This window comes from Nonomuraea sp. NPDC026600 (genome assembly GCF_040638335.1).
In the GTDB taxonomy this organism is placed as follows: Bacteria; Actinomycetota; Actinomycetes; order Streptosporangiales; family Streptosporangiaceae; genus Nonomuraea.
In genome coordinates this window covers 144,171-161,746 of record NZ_JBEZYD010000021.1, presented here as the reverse complement: position 1 = coordinate 161,746, position 17,576 = coordinate 144,171, and the positions used below count along the sequence as shown (strand labels likewise).

At 69.9% G+C, this 17,576-nt stretch carries 11 protein-coding genes; 5 read left to right on the top strand and 6 right to left on the bottom strand.

Going from position 1 to position 17,576, the window contains the following annotated elements; genetic code table 11:
* Nucleotides 1-40 precede the first annotated feature (40 nt).
* Nucleotides 41-394 (top strand): arginase family protein, encoded by a 354-nt coding sequence (locus AB0F17_RS38410; RefSeq protein WP_358033253.1) that lies wholly within the window; start codon nt 41-43, stop codon nt 392-394.
* 73 nt (nt 395-467) lie between these two features.
* Here AB0F17_RS38410 and AB0F17_RS38405 read toward each other — a convergent pair whose 3' ends face one another.
* Entirely contained in the window at nt 468-1,391 is a 924-nt protein-coding gene (locus AB0F17_RS38405; protein ID WP_358033250.1) for an NlpC/P60 family protein, read from the bottom strand.
* Between the two features lie 237 nt (nt 1,392-1,628).
* Complete coding sequence (gene rsmA / locus AB0F17_RS38400; protein ID WP_358033247.1) at nt 1,629-2,489, bottom strand: 16S rRNA (adenine(1518)-N(6)/adenine(1519)-N(6))-dimethyltransferase RsmA; 861 nt, start codon at nt 2,487-2,489, stop codon at nt 1,629-1,631.
* Between the two features lie 71 nt (nt 2,490-2,560).
* Here rsmA and AB0F17_RS38395 point away from each other — a divergent pair, with 71 nt between their 5' ends.
* Together AB0F17_RS38395 and AB0F17_RS38390 are read left to right on the top strand one after the other, a co-directional pair.
* Nucleotides 2,561-4,405 (top strand): protein kinase, encoded by a 1,845-nt coding sequence (locus AB0F17_RS38395; RefSeq protein WP_358033244.1) that lies wholly within the window; start codon nt 2,561-2,563, stop codon nt 4,403-4,405.
* A complete protein-coding gene (locus tag AB0F17_RS38390; protein ID WP_358033242.1) occupies nt 4,402-5,613 on the top strand; it encodes a hypothetical protein in 1,212 nt (403 codons plus the stop codon). Before AB0F17_RS38395 ends, AB0F17_RS38390 begins: the two co-directional genes overlap by 4 nt.
* Nucleotides 5,614-5,676: 63 nt before the next feature.
* Here the strand turns inward: AB0F17_RS38390 and dnaE are convergent, their stop codons facing one another.
* From dnaE to AB0F17_RS38375, 3 genes are all read right to left on the bottom strand, one after another.
* Nucleotides 5,677-9,231 carry a DNA polymerase III subunit alpha gene (gene dnaE, locus AB0F17_RS38385; RefSeq protein WP_358033239.1) on the bottom strand — a complete coding sequence of 1,185 codons (3,555 nt, stop codon included), beginning with the start codon at nt 9,229-9,231 and terminating at the stop codon, nt 5,677-5,679.
* A gap of 184 nt (nt 9,232-9,415) precedes the next feature.
* Entirely contained in the window at nt 9,416-10,273 is an 858-nt protein-coding gene (locus tag AB0F17_RS38380) for a ubiquitin-like domain-containing protein (RefSeq protein WP_358033236.1), read from the bottom strand.
* Between the two features lie 142 nt (nt 10,274-10,415).
* Entirely contained in the window at nt 10,416-11,291 is an 876-nt protein-coding gene (locus AB0F17_RS38375) for a TatD family hydrolase (protein WP_358033234.1), read from the bottom strand.
* Here AB0F17_RS38375 and AB0F17_RS38370 point away from each other — a divergent pair.
* Both AB0F17_RS38370 and AB0F17_RS38365 read left to right on the top strand, forming a co-directional pair.
* Nucleotides 11,290-14,586, top strand: a complete 3,297-nt coding sequence (locus tag AB0F17_RS38370; RefSeq protein ID WP_358033230.1) for a BTAD domain-containing putative transcriptional regulator — start codon at nt 11,290-11,292, stop codon at nt 14,584-14,586. The genes AB0F17_RS38375 and AB0F17_RS38370 overlap by 2 nt on opposite strands.
* Nucleotides 14,587-14,621: 35 nt before the next feature.
* A complete protein-coding gene (locus tag AB0F17_RS38365; protein ID WP_358033227.1) occupies nt 14,622-15,845 on the top strand; it encodes an FAD-dependent monooxygenase in 1,224 nt (407 codons plus the stop codon).
* Here the strand turns inward: AB0F17_RS38365 and metG are convergent.
* Nucleotides 15,790-17,571: a methionine--tRNA ligase gene (gene metG, locus AB0F17_RS38360; RefSeq protein WP_358033224.1), complete on the bottom strand. Its 1,782-nt coding sequence runs from the start codon at nt 17,569-17,571 to the stop codon at nt 15,790-15,792. The genes AB0F17_RS38365 and metG overlap by 56 nt on opposite strands.
* Nucleotides 17,572-17,576: the final 5 nt, after the last annotated feature.

Sequence of the window (17,576 nt, the reverse complement as noted above, 5' to 3'; positions counted from 1 at the left end):
ACGGACGGACGGACGGACGGACGGACCGTCCGACCCACTGGTGGGACTGAAGGGTCCGGTCCTGGGCTGGGGGCATGGGGCTGAAGAGTTTGATCGTGGGTCGGGGTTTGGGGTCGAGGAGTCGGGCCGTAGGCAGGGGGGCGGGATCGAGGAGAAGGCCGTTTATATTCATATCGATCTTGATGTGCTGGATCCGGAGGTGTTCGCGAGCGTCGGGACGCCGGCGCCGGGTGGGCTGCGTCCTGATCAGTTGCTTGAGTTGGTCGGGGCGCTGGCGGAGCGGTTCGAGGTGGCTGGGCTGGGGATCGTGGAGTATGAGCCGGGCAGGCAGGAGGATCAGGAGCTGCTTGCGCCTCTGGTCGACGGGCTGGTCAGAGTCTGCGCCCGTATTTGAGTAGCCGGACCGCACCCAGGGAAGTGGGGGGCGGATGCGGTCCGAGTGTGCGGAGCCTGCTACGGGCTGTTCGTCAGCCTGGGCGTACGGCGCCTCGGTAGAGGGGGCGATAGTAGGTGGAGGTCAGGAACGGGGTTCTTCTGACTACGTCGCCGGTTTTGGGGGCGTGGATCATCATGCCTCCGCCCAGGTTGAGGCCGACGTGGGTGGGGTCACCGGTGCCACCGCCGAAGAAGAGCAGGTCGCCCTTGCGTAGGTCGCCGAGCGTGACTCTGCGGCCCTGGCGGAACTGGCTGCCCGTGTAGTGGCCGAGCCTTATGCCGGCTTTGGACCAGGCGTAGAGGGTGAGGCCGCTGCAGTCGAAGCCCTTGGTGTGGGCTCCTCTGCCTACGCCTGTGGTGGGGCCCGATGGTGCGCCGCCGCCCCATGAGAACGGGGTGCCCAACTGGTCGATGGCGGCTTCCGTTGCGATGTCGCCCTTGGTCAGGGGCTTGGTGGGGCTCGGCTCGGAGGGAGTGTCTCGGGGGGTCTTGGCTGGGGGGTTGGGGGCGGGGCAGGACTCTGGGGGCAGGGGGATGAGGACATAGATGGGCTGGTTGTCGTGTGCTACGCCATCAGGAGGTAGGGCGAAGAACGCCTCTGGTGGGATGGGGGTGTCCTGAGCGTGGTTCGTCTCGCTGTCGTTGGCTGCGGGTGGTTTGGCGGGGAAGGCGATCAGGCGGAAACACGGGGTGGTAGGCGGTTTGAGTGAGGTGGCGGTCGCGGCGGCCACCGGGCTGGGGAATGCGAGGAGGGCCGCGAGGGTACCGCCACCGATCGCGAGCCAGGTAAGAGCAGAGCGAGGGGCCACGGGGGCGGAGTGGGTGGCCGGGGCAGAGCGAGGAGCCGGGGCAGAGTGGGTGGCCAGGACGGCGGCGGCGTCGAAGACGGGGCTGGCGTCCGGGACAGGGCGGGTGTCCGGGACAGGGCGGGGAGTCAAGACGGGGCGGGGGGTCATAGCGGGCCTCCTGCGACGTGCGGAATGGAGGCCCCAGGATCTTGCGATTGGTTAGGGCGGCGGGGAGCCGAGCGGCGTTCTGTGGATAGCCGAGGCGCGAGGGCAAGACCTGTGGATAGCCGGGGCGCGAGGGCAGGGCCTGTGGATATCCAGGGGGCGCCGGAGAACGCGGGTCTCGGTGGATGGCAGGCGCGCCGGGCAAAGCGGCCTACAGCAAACGCGCCAGACCCACTCGATCTAGGGCTTTACTTCGGCGATCCGGGCGAAGGCCGTCACGTCGAGCTGTTCTCCCCTCTCCGAGGGGTCCACCCCAGCGGCCCGCAGCGCGACCTCGGCCTGGGCGGGGCTTCCTGCCCACGAGGCCAGCGCGGCCCGCAACGTCTTGCGCCGCTGCGCGAACGCGGCGTCGATCACCGCGAACACCTCCTCCCGCGACGCGGACGTCTCAGGCGGGTCCCGCCGGACCATGGAGACGAGGCCGGAGTCCACGTTCGGGGCGGGCCAGAACACCGTCCGGCCCACCGGCCCGGCCCGTCGTACGTCCGCGTACCAGGCGGCCTTCACCGACGGCACCCCGTACACCTTGGAGCCGGGCCCCGCCGCGAGACGGTCGGCCACCTCCGACTGGACCATCACCAGGCCCTTGCGCAGGGACGGCAGCGTCTGCAGAAGGTGCAGGACCACCGGGACCGCGACGTTGTAGGGGAGGTTCGCGACCAGGGCGGTGGGGGTGTGGCCCAGCAGGTCGGCGGAGGTGATGCGCATGGCGTCGGCCTCCACGACCGTGAGCCTGTCGCCGAGGCCGCGGTCGGCGACGGTTACCGGGAGTTGGGCCGCCAGTACGGGATCGATCTCGACGGCCACCACGTGCTGGGCCGCGGGGAGCAGCGCGAGGGTGAGCGAGCCGAGGCCGGGCCCGACCTCTATGACCACGTCTTCTGGGGCGAGTGCGGCGACTCTGACGATGCGTCGCACGGTTCCCGCGTCGATCACGAAGTTTTGGCCTAGCTTTTTTGTCGGACGAAGATTTAGCTTATCCGCCAAAATACGTATTTCTGTAGGGCCCAACAGGCTCATCATCCAACCAGTCTCCCGCATCGAAGAACCTGCGATGGCGGATGGGGGCACCCACAGGGGAGGATGGCGTGGAACAGGAAGGGACGTCCTTGATGGAGCCAACGGGCGCCGCGCCGCTCCGCCCGACGGATCTGCGAGAAATCGGCCCATACCGACTGCTCGGCCGACTCGGCGAGGGTGGAATGGGGACGGTGTTCCTGGCCAGGGCACCGACGGGGCGGTTCGTCGCGGTCAAGGTGGTGAAGGCCGAGTTCGCCAACCAGCAGGGGTTCGCGGACCGCTTTCACGCCGAGGTGGAGAACGCGCGGCGGGTGGCGTCGTTCTGTACGGCACAGGTGCTCGACAACGGCAACACCGGCGACAGCCGGCCGTACATGGTGACCGAGTACATCGGCGGCACCCCGTTGTCGGACCAGATCGCCAAGTACGGCGCGCTGGACCCGGGGCCGCTGCACGGCGTCGCGCTGGGAGTCGCGGCGGCGCTGGCGGCGATCCACGTCGCCGGGCTGGTGCACCGGGATCTCAAGCCGGCCAATGTCATATTGTCGCTGTCCGGGCCGCGGGTGATCGACTTCGGTATCGCCAGGGCGCTCGACAGGGAGACCGGGTTCACGATGTCCGGCGAGCTGCTGGGCAGTCCCGGCTGGTGGGCGCCTGAGCAGGTACAGGGGCACACGGTCACGCCCGCCGCCGATATCTTCGCCTGGGGCTGCCTGATCGCGTACGCCGGTAATGGGCGCCACCCGTTCGGGCGCGGCGACCCCATCACGCTCGCGACGCGCGTCCTGAACACGCCGCCCGACCTGGGCGCGCTGCCCGCGCCTCTCGACGAGTTGGTACGGCGGGCGACCGACATGGATCCCGCCCAGCGGCCCACGGCCCAGGACCTGCTGATCGCCCTGGTCGGAGGCACCGCTGCGCCCAAGCCCGCGGCGACGGCGGTCGATCCGCCGACCCTGGTGGCACCCGGGCTGCTCAACGACTGGGAGCCGCCGCAGAATGTGGTGAACGAACCCGACATCACGGCCACGTTCGCCACACCGCCGCCCAGCGACACGACGGCCAAGGGCCCGGCCGTGGCGACCGACGCACCCCAGCAGGGGTCCCAGCCGGGGTCCCAGAGACAACCGGAGCCACAGCAGGAGCCAGCCGATCTGCAAGAGCTGGCCCGCCGGGAGGAGCAGGCGGCCCGCGAGGAGCTGGCGCGCTGGGAGGTTCCGACCCCCCAGAAGCCGACCCCTCAGAAGCCGACCCCCAAGCAATCGACTCCCAAGACTGCCAAGAAGCCGAAAAAGGCCCGCTTAGCCGAGCAGGCCCCTCAGCCCGACGACGAGCTGAGCGTGCAGGCCCGCCAAACGGACCCGGGGCGCCAGGCCGAGGAACTGTCCACGGACGACACCCAGGCCCCCCTCCCCGGCCGCTCTCTCAGCACCCGCTGGCTCATCGCGGCCGCCGCGGCCGTGGCGGCCATCGCCGTAACCGTCGGCGTCCTCATCGTCACCTCCAGCCGCAACATCACGCCGCCCGCGAAGACACAGCCCCAGTCGGCGTCCGCCTCGGCGCGGCCCAACGACCTCGGCCACCGGTTCGCCCTCGGCAAGTCCTTCGACGACCCGCAGCTCATCGTCGTCGCGGCCCCGCAGTGCGGACTGAAGGAGTTCGAGGGCAAGACGCAGACCCAAGGCCAGCTGTGCGTGGTCCGCTGGACGATGCTGAACCCCGGAGGCGAACGCCAGGAGATCGGCGACCCGATCGTCTCGCTGCTCGACGACAGGGGCGGGCGCCACGACCCGGTGGAGCCCGCGTTCCCGGCGGTGATCACCGCGGGTGGCCGGATCGACAACGCGTTCGTGTTCGACATGCCGCTGTACCGCAAACCCGTAGAGCTGTCCGCCACCAGGCTCAAGAACGGCAACCAGATCGAGGTCCGGCTGTGAAGACGATCGGTGCGGCGCTCCTGGCACTCGCGCTCGCCGTGGGCGGCACGCTCGCCACCAGCACGGCCGCGACAGCCGCCACCAAGAAGGCCGCCTGCTCGGGTACGAGTGACTTCGACGGCGACGGCCTGGAGGACGTGGCGGTCGGCGACCCGTTCGCCGACGGCGGCAAGGGCGCCGTGCACATCCTCTCCGGGGACAAGGTGATCCCGGTTTCGGTGCCCGGCCTCCAGCAGGGCGACGCGCTCGGCTGGTCGGTGACGCTGGCCAAGGTCGATCCCGGCAACCCCTGCGCCGACCTGGTGGTGGGGGCGCCGTACACGGACGTCAACGGCGTCAAGGACGCGGGTGCGGTCTATGTCGTGTACGGCGGGGGCAGCCCGGCGCCGCAACGCCTGGTGGCTCCCGAGCCGCAGCGCGATGCCCACTTCGGCTGGTCCCTGGCGTCTCGCGGCAGCCTGGTGGCGATCGGCGCGCCGTACGAGGACCAAGCCCAGATCGCCGACGCGGGTTCCGTCTACGTGCGCGAGGGCACCGGTCGGCTGATCAGGATAAATCAGGACTCGGCGGAGGTGCCGGGCAACGGCGAGGTCGGCGACCAGTTCGGCTGGTCACTGGCCGTCGGGCCGGGCAACAGCCTGCTCGTCGGCGTCCCGTACGAGAACGACGACGGTGCCGGCCGCCAGGTCGACGCGGGCAAGTCCGACTCGGGGGCCGCGGTCCGCATCGACAACGTGCTGGCCTCGACGCTCTCGGGGGCCAAGATCGACTCGCCCACCAAGGCCGCCGGAGACAGGTACGGCTACGCGGTGGCGTACGCCGAGGGGGCCGGGTTCGCGGTGACGGCGCCGGGCCACGGCTATGTCCAGCTCTACGACCCGGCCATGCGCCCGACGAGGCGGGTGGGGCAGGGGGCGGGGTTCGGGTTCTCGATGGCCGCCTCGGCCGACGGCAAGGTGGCCGTCGGCGCGCCCTATGAGGGAGGCGTACGGGTGCTGTCGTTCAAGAACGCGGCCGAGGACAAGAAGCTCCCAACGTCGGACGGCCTGTTCGGCTGGTCGCTCGCGTACGGCGGCAACAAACTCTACATCGGCCAGCCCGACGCCGTGCCGGCCGGCAAGGTCCTGGTGCTGGCCCGCAACTCCGACGAGCTGCGTCCGCTCCAACCACCCGCTGGCGCCGACTTCGGCACCTCGATCGCCGGTTGACCCAACCGGCCGCGCACCGCCGCCGGTTGACCCAACCGGCGGCGCACCGCCGGGGCCGCGGGCTTACATCATGATCGCCTCAGGCCCGAACAACTGCTTGACGTCCGCGGCGAAGCTGGGTTCGGCGTTGACGGAGAACTCCGGCAGAGCACACACCATGATCTTCCCGGTCAGCCGCTGCACGTTGATCCGCAGCGGCACGTTGCCCTGGTGCAGCTTCAGCACGTTACGGAGTTCTTCCACTGCCTGCTGCGTGAGGCGTTCCTCGCGCACCTGGATGGTGATGGGATGTCCGGAGTCGCTGGTGATACCGGACACGTCGAGTGGGGTGAGGTCTTCCGCGAAGATGCTGATGGCGCCGTCGCGGTTGTTGACCTTGCCGCCGACCGACACCACGGCATCTCCGCGCAGCTCCGGCGCGTACAGCTCGTAGCTCCTGGGGAAGAACAGGCACTCGATGGCCGCGTCCATGTCCTCGACGGTGACGATCGCCCACACGTTCCCGGCCTTGTTGACCCGCTTGTCGACCTTGGTGATCAGGCCGCAGACCCGGACGTCCCCGCGGTCGTCACGGCCGCTTTCGAGGAGTTCGGCGATGGTGGTGTCCCGGTGGCGGGCCAGCAGCCGCTCCGTGCCCGCCAAGGGGTGATCCGACACGTACAGGCCGAGCATCTCCCGCTCGAAATCCAGTCGCGTCTTCTTGTCCCACTCCATGTCCGGAATCTGTACGGAGAACGCCGCCGTGCCCGTGTCGTCGCTCGGGCCGCCGAACAGCGAGTCCTGGCCGTGGGCCTCGTTCTTCTTGATGTCGATGACCGAATCGACCGCCGGCTCGTGCACCATGAGCAGCGCCTTGCGCTGGTGGTCGAGCGAGTCGAACGCGCCCGCCTTGATCAGCGATTCGATGACCCGCTTGTTGCAGACCGTCAGCGGCACCTTGCCGAGGAAGTCGTTGAAGTTCTCGTAGCGGTCCTTCTCGGTGCGGGCCTTCACGATGCCCTCGACGACGTTCTCACCGACGTTGCGGACCGCGCCCAGGCCGAACCTGACCTTGTCGTCGCCGACCGCGACGAAGTCGAGCTGGGATTCGTTCACGTCCGGGGCGAGCACCTGGATGCCCATCTTGCGGCACTCGGCCAGATAGACGGCTGCCTTGTCCTTGTCGTCCCCCACGGAGGTCAGCAGGGCGGCCATGTACTCGGCGGGGTAGTTGGCCTTGAGGTAGGCGGTCCAGTAGGCGACCAGGCCGTAGCCGGCGGTGTGGGACTTGTTGAAGGCGTATCCGGAGAACGGCAGCATGACGTCCCACAGTGCCTGGGTCGCCTCGGCGCTGTAGCCGTTGCCGTGCATGCCGGCCTGGAAGTTGGCGAACTCGGCGTCCAGGATCTCTTTCTTCTTCTTACCCATGGCGCGACGCAGCAGGTCGGCGCCGCCCAGGGTGTAGCCGGCCAGTTCGCGGGCGACGGCCATGATCTGCTCCTGGTAGACGAGCAGGTGGAAGGTCGGCCCGAGGATCGGTTCGAGCGCTTCCTTCAGTTCGGGGTGGATGGGGTCGATGTCCTGGCGGGCGTTCTTGCGGTGCGCGTAGTTGGTGTGCGCGTTGGCCGCCATCGGGCCCGGCCGGTACAGGGCGAGCACGGCGGCGATGTCCTCGAATCGGCTCGGCTCCATCAGCTTCAGGAGCTGCCGCATCGGGCCGCCGTCAAGCTGGAACACGCCCAGGGTGTCGCCGCGGGCCAGCAGCTTGTACGTGGGCACGTCGTCGAGCGGAAGGGTCAGGGTGTCGAGTTTGACGCCCCGGTTCTGCTCGATGATCTTGATGGCGTGGTCGATGATGCCCAGGTTCCGCAGCCCCAGGAAGTCCATCTTGACCAGGCCCATGTCTTCACAGGACGGGTAGTCGAACCCGGTGATGATCACGCCGTCCTTGTCCCGCATGTGCATGGGGATCAGGTCCAGCAGGGGCTCCGAGGACAGGATGACCGCGGCGGCGTGTACGCCGGTGCCGCGGATCAGGCCCTCGATGCCACGGCCGGTGTCGATGACCTTGCGTACGTCCGAGTCGTTCTCGTACAGGGCGCGGAGCTCGCCGCCCTCGTTGTAGCGGGGGTGATCCTCGTTGAAGATGTCGGCGAGCGGGACGCCCTTGCCCATGACGTCCGGCGGCATCGCCTTGGTGATCTTGTCACCCATGGCGAACGGGTAGCCGAGAATCCGGCTCGCGTCCTTGACGGCGGCCTTGGCCTTGATCGTGCCGAACGTGTTGACCTGGGCGGTCGCTTGGCTGCCGTACTTCTGCGTCACGTACTGGACCATCCGGTCCCGCTGACGGTCGTCGAAGTCGAGGTCGACGTCCGGCGGGTTGATGCGCTCGGGGTTCAGGAAGCGCTCGAACAGCAGGCCGTGCTCCAGCGGGTCGAGCTCGGTGATGCGGGTGGCGTAGGCGACGATCGAGCCGGTGGCGCTTCCTCGGCCCGGACCCACGGCGATGCCGTTGTCGCGGGCGTACTTGCAGATGTCGGCGACGACGAGGAAGTAGGAGGAGAACCCCATGGGACCGATGACCTTCATCTCGGTCTCATACCGGTCTGTCACCTCGGCGGGGATGGGCGTGCCATACCGCATCTCCAGGCCGCGCTCCACTTCCTGACGCAGCCAGGACTCCTGCGTCTCCCCCTCGGGCACGTCGGGGAACTGCGGCATCCGGTCGATGTGCTGGAACACATCGCTGTAGTCGCTCACCATCTCGGCCACGAGCAGCGTGTTGTCACACGCCTCGGGCAGGTCGGCGAACAGCTTGCGCATCTCGTCGGCGCTCTTGAGGTAGTAGCCCGACCCGTTGAACCGGAAACGGTTGGGGTCGTCCTTGTTCTTGCCCACACCGACGCACAGGAGGCTGTCGTGCGCGTCGGCCTGGTCCTCCGTCACGTAGTGGGAGTCGTTGGTGCCCAGAAGCGGGATGTTGAGCTGCTTGGCCAGCCGGAGCAGATCGGCGCGGACGTCCCGCTCGATGCTGATGCCGTGGTCCATCAACTCCAGGAAGTAGTTGTCCTTGCCGAAGATCTCTTGGTACTCGCCGGCGACTCTGACCGCCTCGTCGTACTGGCCGAGCCGGATCCGGGTCTGCACCGCGCCGGACGGGCAGCCGGTGGTGGCGATGATCCCGTTCGCGTGCTTGGAGATCAGGTCCTGGTCCATGCGGGGCTTGGAGTAATAGCCCTCGAACGACGCCAAGGAGGACAGCCGGAACAGGTTGCGCAGCCCGTCCGCGTTCTTGGCCCACATGGTCATGTGGGTGAACCGGCCGCCGCCGGAGACGTCCTTGCCGCCCTCACCGTCCGCCACGCCGGTCTCAGCGCGCTGTCCCCAGAAGACCGGCTTCTTCACGAACCGGTTCTCGGGGGCCACGTACGCTTCGATGCCCACGATCGGCTTGACCGGGCTGCCCTTCGCCACCTTCTGGAACTCGTACGCACCGAACATGTTGCCGTGGTCGGACATCGCGATGGCGGGCATCTGGAGCCGCTCGGCTTCCTTGAACAGCGGCTTCATCTTGGCCGCCCCGTCAAGCATGCTGTACTCGGTGTGCACGTGCAGATGCACGAAAGACTCGCTCACCCGTTCCCCTTACCTCGGCGCCGGCCCGACATCTCGAATGAGCCTATTCCGTCCCGTGAGGCTGTTGGGGCATTGGGCGCGAGGGGTCCGCACCTTGTTGCCGGCCTGTTGCCCACGCTGCGCTCTGGAGCGGTGACCGTGATGGGAGCCCGCTGCCCAACTCGCTGAATCGCCTGGTCAGCGACTAGCCGAACAGCCGTGACCCGCACTCCCGCCACTGGCCCTGCCACCGGCCGTCGACCAACTGGTAGAGGAGCTGCGCCCGATAGGTCTGCTCCTCCGCCGGCCAGGTGTGCGGCAGCCCGGTGCCGCCGACGGCCGCCCACATGGGCAGGCTGAATCCGTACATCCCGTAATAGGGCCCGGCGGGGTTGACCGCCAGCGGGTTGCCGTTCGACATGCACCGGGCCAGCTCCGCCCAGTTGAGCCCGGCCACAGCCACCGGTACGACCACGGTGTGCGGCGGCGGGGGCGGGCTGACCCTGATGACGGTCCCCTGCGACGGGAAGCTGTCGAGCGGCGGCCGTACCCGGTAGCCGCGGTGCAGCGGGATGCGGCGCTGCCTGAGCACCTCGCGGACGGTACGGCCGGTGGTCGTGGTCGCCATCCGGACGCCGCCCGTCTCGACGTACACCTCACGCCGCGTATACATCGAGAGCGATATGCCGGACAGCGGCACGTTCCGGCCCGGCGGGGCCGACAGCCGGCCGCCCGCGGAGCTGATGTCGAGCTCGGCCAGCGCGTCGCCGACGTTCGTGGCGGTCACCAGGTGCTGGGTGGTGCGCCCGTCGACGGTCAGGATGATGGGACGGGCGTGGCGCACCTCGATCCGCGTCCCGTCGACGAGCTGTTCCTGCCCGGCCGGCCGTACGGAGTCGCCGGATCCCACCGGCACCCCGGCCTCGCCGAGGACCTCCCGCACCGATCCGGCGAAGCTGCGCAGCGCGATCTGCTTGCCGTCGACGACCAGCACCACGCTCTTGACCATCGTCGCGACGGTCATGATCCCGCCCACGGCCATGGCCGCGAGCAGGCAGAACACCGATGTCCACGGCGAGCGCCAGGCAATCCGAGGGCGTGGAGCGCGCCTCTTTCCTCGCACGGTCGACCTCCGGTAGCGGCTGCGGGCGGCACGACGCTAGCGGCGCCCGTGCCGTCGCCTCCACCGGTTCACGGAAAGATGGTCACCACTCTCCGAAGACCGTGACTCCGTTGACGCTGATGGCCTCGCACAGCTCATCCGGATGGACTCCCTTGACCTCCGCCAGGCAGCGCAGGGTGAGCGGGATGAGGTAGGGCGCGTTGGGCTTGCCCCGGTATGGCACAGGCGGCAGGTAGGGGGCATCGGTCTCGACCAGCATGAGCTCCATCGGCGCGACCTGGGCCGCCTCGCGCAGGTAGGAGGCGTTCTTGTAGGTAACCGGCCCGGAAAAAGACATGAAATATCCGGCTTCGGTGCACTTTTTCGCCATTTCGGGATCGCCCGAGAAGCTGTGGAACACCACCACCGGCGGCGCGCCCTCGGCGGCCAGCACCTTCAGCACGTCGTCGTGCGCATCACGGTCGTGGATGACCAGCGCCTTGCCGGTGCGCTTGGCGATCTCGATGTGCGCTCGGAAGCTCGCGTGCTGGTCGTCCTTGGCCGCCCAGTCACGGTAGTAGTCCAGCCCGGTCTCCCCCACCGCCCGCACCTCGTCGCGCCCGGCCAGCGCCTCGATCTCGGCCAGCGTCTCGGGCGTGGCCGCGTGCGCCTCGTTGGGATGGATCGCGACGCCCGCGTAGATCCCCTCGTGCTCCGCCGCCGCCTCGGCGTTCCACCGGGAGGAGGGCAGGTCGTAGCCGATCGTGACGAGCCGGGTCACACCGACGGCGCGCGAGTCGTCAAGGATGCTCCGTACGCTCGCCGACGCCGCCTGCGCCGCCTGAGCCACCGGATCGCCCGAGGACGCCTGCCGGTTTCCGACCATGATGTCGAGATGGCAGTGACTGTCGAACACCGGCGCGGACAGCGGCTCCGGCGGGCTGGGAATCTTGCTCACGCCCTCTAAAGTAACCTCCATGCGCTTCGGCATCCTCGGCAGCACCCGGGCCTGGCGCGCGGACGGCGGCGAGGTGCCACTCGGCGGCCGGGCCCGGCGGGCCCTGCTGGCTCTCCTGCTCATCCGGCCTGGCGAGGTCGTCACCTACGACAGGCTCATCGATGTCCTGTACGGCGAGCAGCCGCCCAAGAACGCCCAGCACGCCCTGCACTCCCAGGTGTCGAGGCTGCGCGGCGACGGGATCATGGTCGAGCGGGCGGCCACGGGCTACCGGCTGGCCGTCGATCCCGGCGACGTCGACGCGCACCGGTTCCTGCGGCTGGCCGAGGCCGGGCGGCAGGCTCTCGACGCCGACCCGGACCGGGCCGCCGCGTTGCTGGGCGAGGCGCTGTCCCTGTGGCGCGGCGCCGCGCTCGCCGATCTCGACCCTGCGCATGCCGTACCCCTCGAAGAGCGGCATGTGGCCGCCCAGGAGGACCGGATCGAGGCCGAGCTGCGGCGGGGCGCGCACCGGGCGGCGATCCCGGAGCTCGGCGAGCTGATCGAACGCCACCCGCTGCGCGAGCGGCTGCGCGGCCAGCTCATGCGCGCGCTCAGCGCGGACGGCCGCCAGGCCGAGGCGCTGGTCGTCTACGAGCAGACCAGGCGGCTGCTGGCCGACGAGCTGGGCGCCGACCCGTCACCCGAGCTGTCCGGCCTGCACCAGAGCCTGTTACGCGGCGAGCTGGCCCGCCTGACACCACCGCCCGCCCCCGCGCCGGCCACCGCGCAGACCCCGCCCGCAACGACCACCCCTGGACCAGCCGAACAGACTGCACGCGCCCCGGCCACCGCTGGACCAACCGGACAGATCGAGGTCGCGTCCGGCAGGTCGGGGATGCCGGTCCGGCTCACCAGCCTGGTTGGCCGGGCCTACGATTTGGCCGCGGTCGGCGCGTTGCTCGAGTCGGCCCGGCTGGTGACGCTGCTGGGACCGGGCGGCGCGGGTAAGACGCGGCTGGCGGTCGAGGTCGCCGGGCCGCGTCCCGACACCTGCCTGGCCGAGCTGGCCTCCCTGACCGAGGGCGCCGGGCTGCCGCAGGCGGTGCTGGGCGCGCTAGGCGTGCGTGAGGGCGGCCTGCTGACCGGTCCGGCCGAGCCCTTGACCGGCCAGGCCGCAAGCTCGGCCAGCCAGGCCGCAGGCTCGGCCGAGCCCGCGGCCCTGTCGCGGCTGATCGCCGCACTGGCCGAGCGCCCGCTGCTGCTCGTGCTCGACAACTGCGAGCACCTGATCGAGGACGCCGCCGCCCTCGCGGAGCGGTTGCTCGCCGCCTGCCCCCACCTGCGCATCCTGGCGACCAGCCGCGAGCCGCTCGGCATCACGGCCGAGCACCTCTGGCCGGTACGCCCGCTCGCCCCCGCCGACGCCGTCCGCCTCTTCACCGACCGGGCGACGGCGGTCCGCCCGGGTTTCACGCCGGACGAGACGGTCGAGCGGATCTGTTCCGCGCTGGACGGCCTGCCGCTGGCGATCGAGCTGGCCGCCGCCCGCATGCGTACGCACGAGGCCCCCGAGCTGGCCGAACGCCTCGCCGGCACCGACCGCTTCCGGCTGCTGTCACGCGGCAGCCGTACCGCCGACGCCCGGCACCAGACGCTCCGCACGGTCGTCGCGTGGAGCTGGGAGCTGCTCACCGAGCCCGAACGCGCGATGGCCGCCCGCCTCACGGTCTTCTCCGGCGGCGCCACCGCGACGGCCGCCGCCGAGGTCTGCGGCCTGCCCGACGCCGAGGAGCTGCTCGACTCGCTGGCCGACAAGTCGCTGGTGACCGTCACGAACGGCCGCTACCGCATGCTGGAGACCATCCGCGCCTTCTGCGCCGAGCAGCTCGCCGACGAGGCATCCGTACGCCGGGCGCATGCGACGTACTTCCTCGGCCTGGCGCAGGAGGCCGATCCGCACCTGCGCGCGGCCGAGCAGCTCGACTGGCTGGAGTCGCTGTCCGCCGAGCACGACAACCTCCGTACGGCCCTGCGCTGGGCGGCCGAGACGGGCGAGGTGCGGCTCGGCATGCGGCTGCTGGCGGCGCAGTCCGCCTACCTGTGGATGCGCGGGATGCGCGGCACCGCCACGGCCTCGGCCGTGGCCCTGCTGGAGGCGGCCGGGCCGGCGCCGGATCCGGAGCTCGGCGACGCGTACGTGCTCTGCCTGCTGACCGTGGCCGGCGACGAGGCGGCCGGCGGGCTGTGGGCCCGCCACTCCGCCGCGGCCGACGCGATCGTGTCGGCTGGAGAGGGGGCGCGGGAATACCCGGTTCTCACGTTCCTGTGGCCGATGATCACGGCGGCCGTGCACGCCCCCGAGCCGACACTCGCGGTGCTGGTCAGGGCCACGGAGAGTCCCGACCCGTGGGAGCGCGGCATGGCCCGGATGATGTGGGCCTATTCGCTGATGGCCCGCGGCGAGTACGCCCGGGCGCAGGCCGACCTGGTCTCGGCGCTCGACGCCCTGCGCGCGCTCGGCGACCGCTGGGGGTCGATGATCTCGCTCGACGCGCTGGCCTTGCTGGCGGGCACGCACGGCGACCGGGCCACCGCGCTGGCCCGCACTGACGAGGCGATCGTGCTGGCCGAGGAACTGGGCGCGACCGAGGACCTGGCCGATCTGCTGTGCAACCGGGGCGATCACCGCCTGCACGCCGACCCTGCCGCCGCCAGGGCCGACTACGAGCGGGCCGCCGAACTGGCCCGGCGCGTGGGCGTGCCGACGAACGTGGCGTCGGCGCTGCGCGGGCTCGGCGACGTGGCCCTGGAGGAGGGCGACCTGATCAGGGCGCGGGAGCTGTACGAGGAGGCGCTGCGGCGGTCGGATCCCCGGTGGCTCAGGAGTACGGGCAGCAGGATCCGGCTCCTGGTCGGTCTGGGACGGCTCGCGGAGGCCGACGGCGACCCGCACGCGGCCGGGGCCTGGTACCGGCAGGCGGTCGAGGCCGCGGTCGCGACGGGCGCGATGTCGGAGAGCGCCCGGGCGTTCGAATCGCTCGCCCGGCTCGCGCTCATCGGAGACGGCGATGCTTGGCCGGCCGCCAAGCTGCTGGGGGCCGCCACCGCGATGCTCGGCGGGACCCGGCTCGACACGCCCGTGGCCGCGGACGTCTCCGCCCGGGTGCGGGCCGTCCTGGGCGACGAGGCGTACCAGCGGGCCTGGAACGAAGGCGCGGCGCTCACCCACTTCCAGGCGGCCCTCCTGGCGGGTGTGTCCGACGCGGCGATCGACTCCTCACCACTGCGCCTGATCGGCATCCTGCCCGGTGAGCTCGGGGTGAGAGAGCGGTGAGGTCGGGGTGAGCGTGCCCCGCGAAGCTCGGCTGCATGGACATTCTGCTCTCCGGCGCCAGCGTCGCCGGCCCTGCCCTGGCCTACTGGCTCAACCGCTCCGGACACTCCACCACGATCGTCGAACGGGCGCCCTCCCTGCGTGACGGCGGCTACTCGGTCGACTTCCGCGGCGATGTCCACCTCACCGTGCTCCGCAAGATGGGCATATTTCAGGAAATCCAGCGACGGCAGACCCACATGGGCGCCATGTGGAACGTCAACGAGGCGGGCAAGAAACTGAGCGCCCTGCCGGCCGACCTGTTCGCCGGCGACGTCGAGATCCTGCGCGGCGACCTCGCCGAGATCCTTTACGACCTGACCAGGGACCACACCGAGTACATCTTCGACGACTCCGTCGCCGCGCTCGACGAGGACGCCGACGGGGTCACGGTCACGTTCGAGCGGGGTCAGAGCAGGCGCTTCGACCTGGTGGTCGGCGCCGACGGCCTGCACTCGAAAGTGCGTGAGCTGGCCTTCGGCCCCGAACGGCAGTTCATCTCGTCCCTGGGCCTGTACTGCGCGGTCTTCACGACGGAGAACTACCTCGGTCTCGACTACAGCGGCCAGGCCTACGGCACACCGGGCAGGATGGTCGCCCTCTACAGCGCCAGGCAGAACACCGAGGCCAAGGCCATGTTCTGGTTCGGCTCGCCGGAGCTGACCTATGACCGGCGCGACACCCGCCAGCAGCAGGACCTGCTGGAGCAGGCTATGGCGGGCGTCGGCTGGGAGGCTCCCCGGCTGCTGCGCGACATGCGGCGGGCCGGCGACTTCTACTTCGACGCCATCGCCCAGGTGCGGATGGACCGCTGGTCACGCGGCCGGGTGGTGCTGCTCGGCGACGCCGCCTGGTGCCCCTCGCCGCTGTCGGGCATGGGCACCGGGCTCGCCATGGTGGGCGCGTACGTGCTGGCGGGCGAGCTGGCGGCAGCCCGCGACCACCAGACCGCCTTCGCCGGGTACGCGGCGGCCATGCGCGACTACGTGCTCGCCTGCCAGAAGATGGGCGAGGGCGTCAGCAAGCTCATGGTGCCGGAGAGCAGGTTCATGCTCTGGTTCATGAACCAGAACTACAAGCTGCTGCCGTACCTGCCCTGGAAGGGCCTGATGGCGCGGTCCGCGCGGAAGACGGCCGCCGCCATCAGGCTCAAGGACTATGAGATCAGTCGGCCAGCCGGGCCAGCTCCTCGTCCACGACCTTCGGGTCGAGCTTCTTGAACAGCGGCACGGGCGGCGCGAGCGGCGTGCCGGGCTTGATCTGCCGGTGCTCCCACTGGGCAGCGCCCTGGTAGTCGCCGGTGATCACCGGGTAGGGGGTGCCACCGTCCTCGTCGACGTCGTGCATCTCCGGCATGCCGGCCCAGACGCCCTCGCCGCCGAGCATCGCGTGGACCTTGTTGGACGAGCCGGGCAGGAACGGCGTGAGCATCGTCTTGGCGTCGTCGACCACCTGGAGGGCGACGTGCAGGATCGACTTCTGCCGCTCCGTGTCGTCCTTGAGCTTCCACGGCTCCTGCTCGGCCAGGTAGCGGTTGGCGTCGCGGACCACATCGAACGCCTCGGTGATGGCGTTCTTGAACCGCGAACGGTTGAGCTCCGCGCCGACGGGCCCGAAGGCGTTGCGCGAGCGCTCCAGCAGTGCCCGGTCGGCGTCGGTCAGCTCGCCAGCCTCGGGAATCGCGCCGAAGTTCTTGGCCGCCATGGAGATCGACCGGTTGACCAGGTTGCCCCAGGCCGCGACGAGCTCGCCGTTGTTGCGGTTGACGAACTCCTGCCAGGTGAAGTCGGTGTCCTGGTTTTCCGGGCCGGCGACGGAGATGTAGTAGCGCAGCGCGTCGGCGTCGTAGCGGGCCAGGAAGTCGCGGACGTAGATGACGATCTGCCGGGAGGAGGAGAACTTCTTGCCCTCCATGGTCAGGAACTCGCTGGAGACCACCTCGGACGGCACGTTGAGCGCACCCAGCGACCCCGGTGAGCCGTCCCTGGCGCCCACGCCGCTGTAGCCGTACAGCATCGCGGGCCAGATCTCGGCGTGGAAGACGATGTTGTCCTTGCCCATGAAGTAGTAGCTACGGGCGTCGGGGTTCTGCCACCACTGGCGCCACGCGTCGGGGTCGCCGGAGCGCCTGGCCCACTCGATGGAGGCGGACAGGTAGCCGATGACGGCGTCGAACCAGACGTAGAGCCGCTTGTTGGGCTGGTCGCGCCAGCCGTCGAGCGGGATCGGCACGCCCCAGTCGAGGTCGCGGCTGATCGCCCTCGGCTGCAGGTCGCCGAGCAGGTTGAGGGCGAACTTGAGCACGTTGGGCCGCCACTCGCCCTGCTTGGACTGCAGGTAGGAGCCGAGCACCTCGGCGAAGGCCGGCAGGTCGAGCATGAAGTGCTCGGTCTCGGTGAAGATCGGCGTCTCGCCGTTGATGCGGCTCTTGGGGTGGAGAAGCTGGATCGGGTCGAGCTGGTTGCCGCAGTTGTCGCACTGGTCGCCGCGGGCACCGTCGTAGCCGCAGATGGGGCAGGTGCCCTCGATGTAACGGTCGGGCAGGGTGCGTCCGGTGGACGGGGAGATCGCGCCCATCGTGGTCTTGGGGAAGATGTAGCCGTTGTCGTAGAGGCCCTTGAAGATCGCCTGCGTGACGGCGTAGTGGTTCTTCGTCGTCGTGCGGGTGAACAGGTCGTAGGACAGCCCCAGGCCGGTCAGGTCTTCGGCGATCACCCGGTTGTAGCGGTCGGCGAGCTCGCGGGCGGTGACGCCCTCCTTGTCGGCCTGCACCTGGATGGGCGTGCCGTGCTCGTCGGTGCCGGACACCATCAGCACCTTGTTGCCCGCCATCCGCTGGTAGCGGCTGAAGACGTCGGACGGCACGCCGAATCCGGATACGTGCCCGATATGGCGAGGGCCGTTAGCGTACGGCCACGCTACGGCGGTCAAGATGTGCTGGGACATACGCC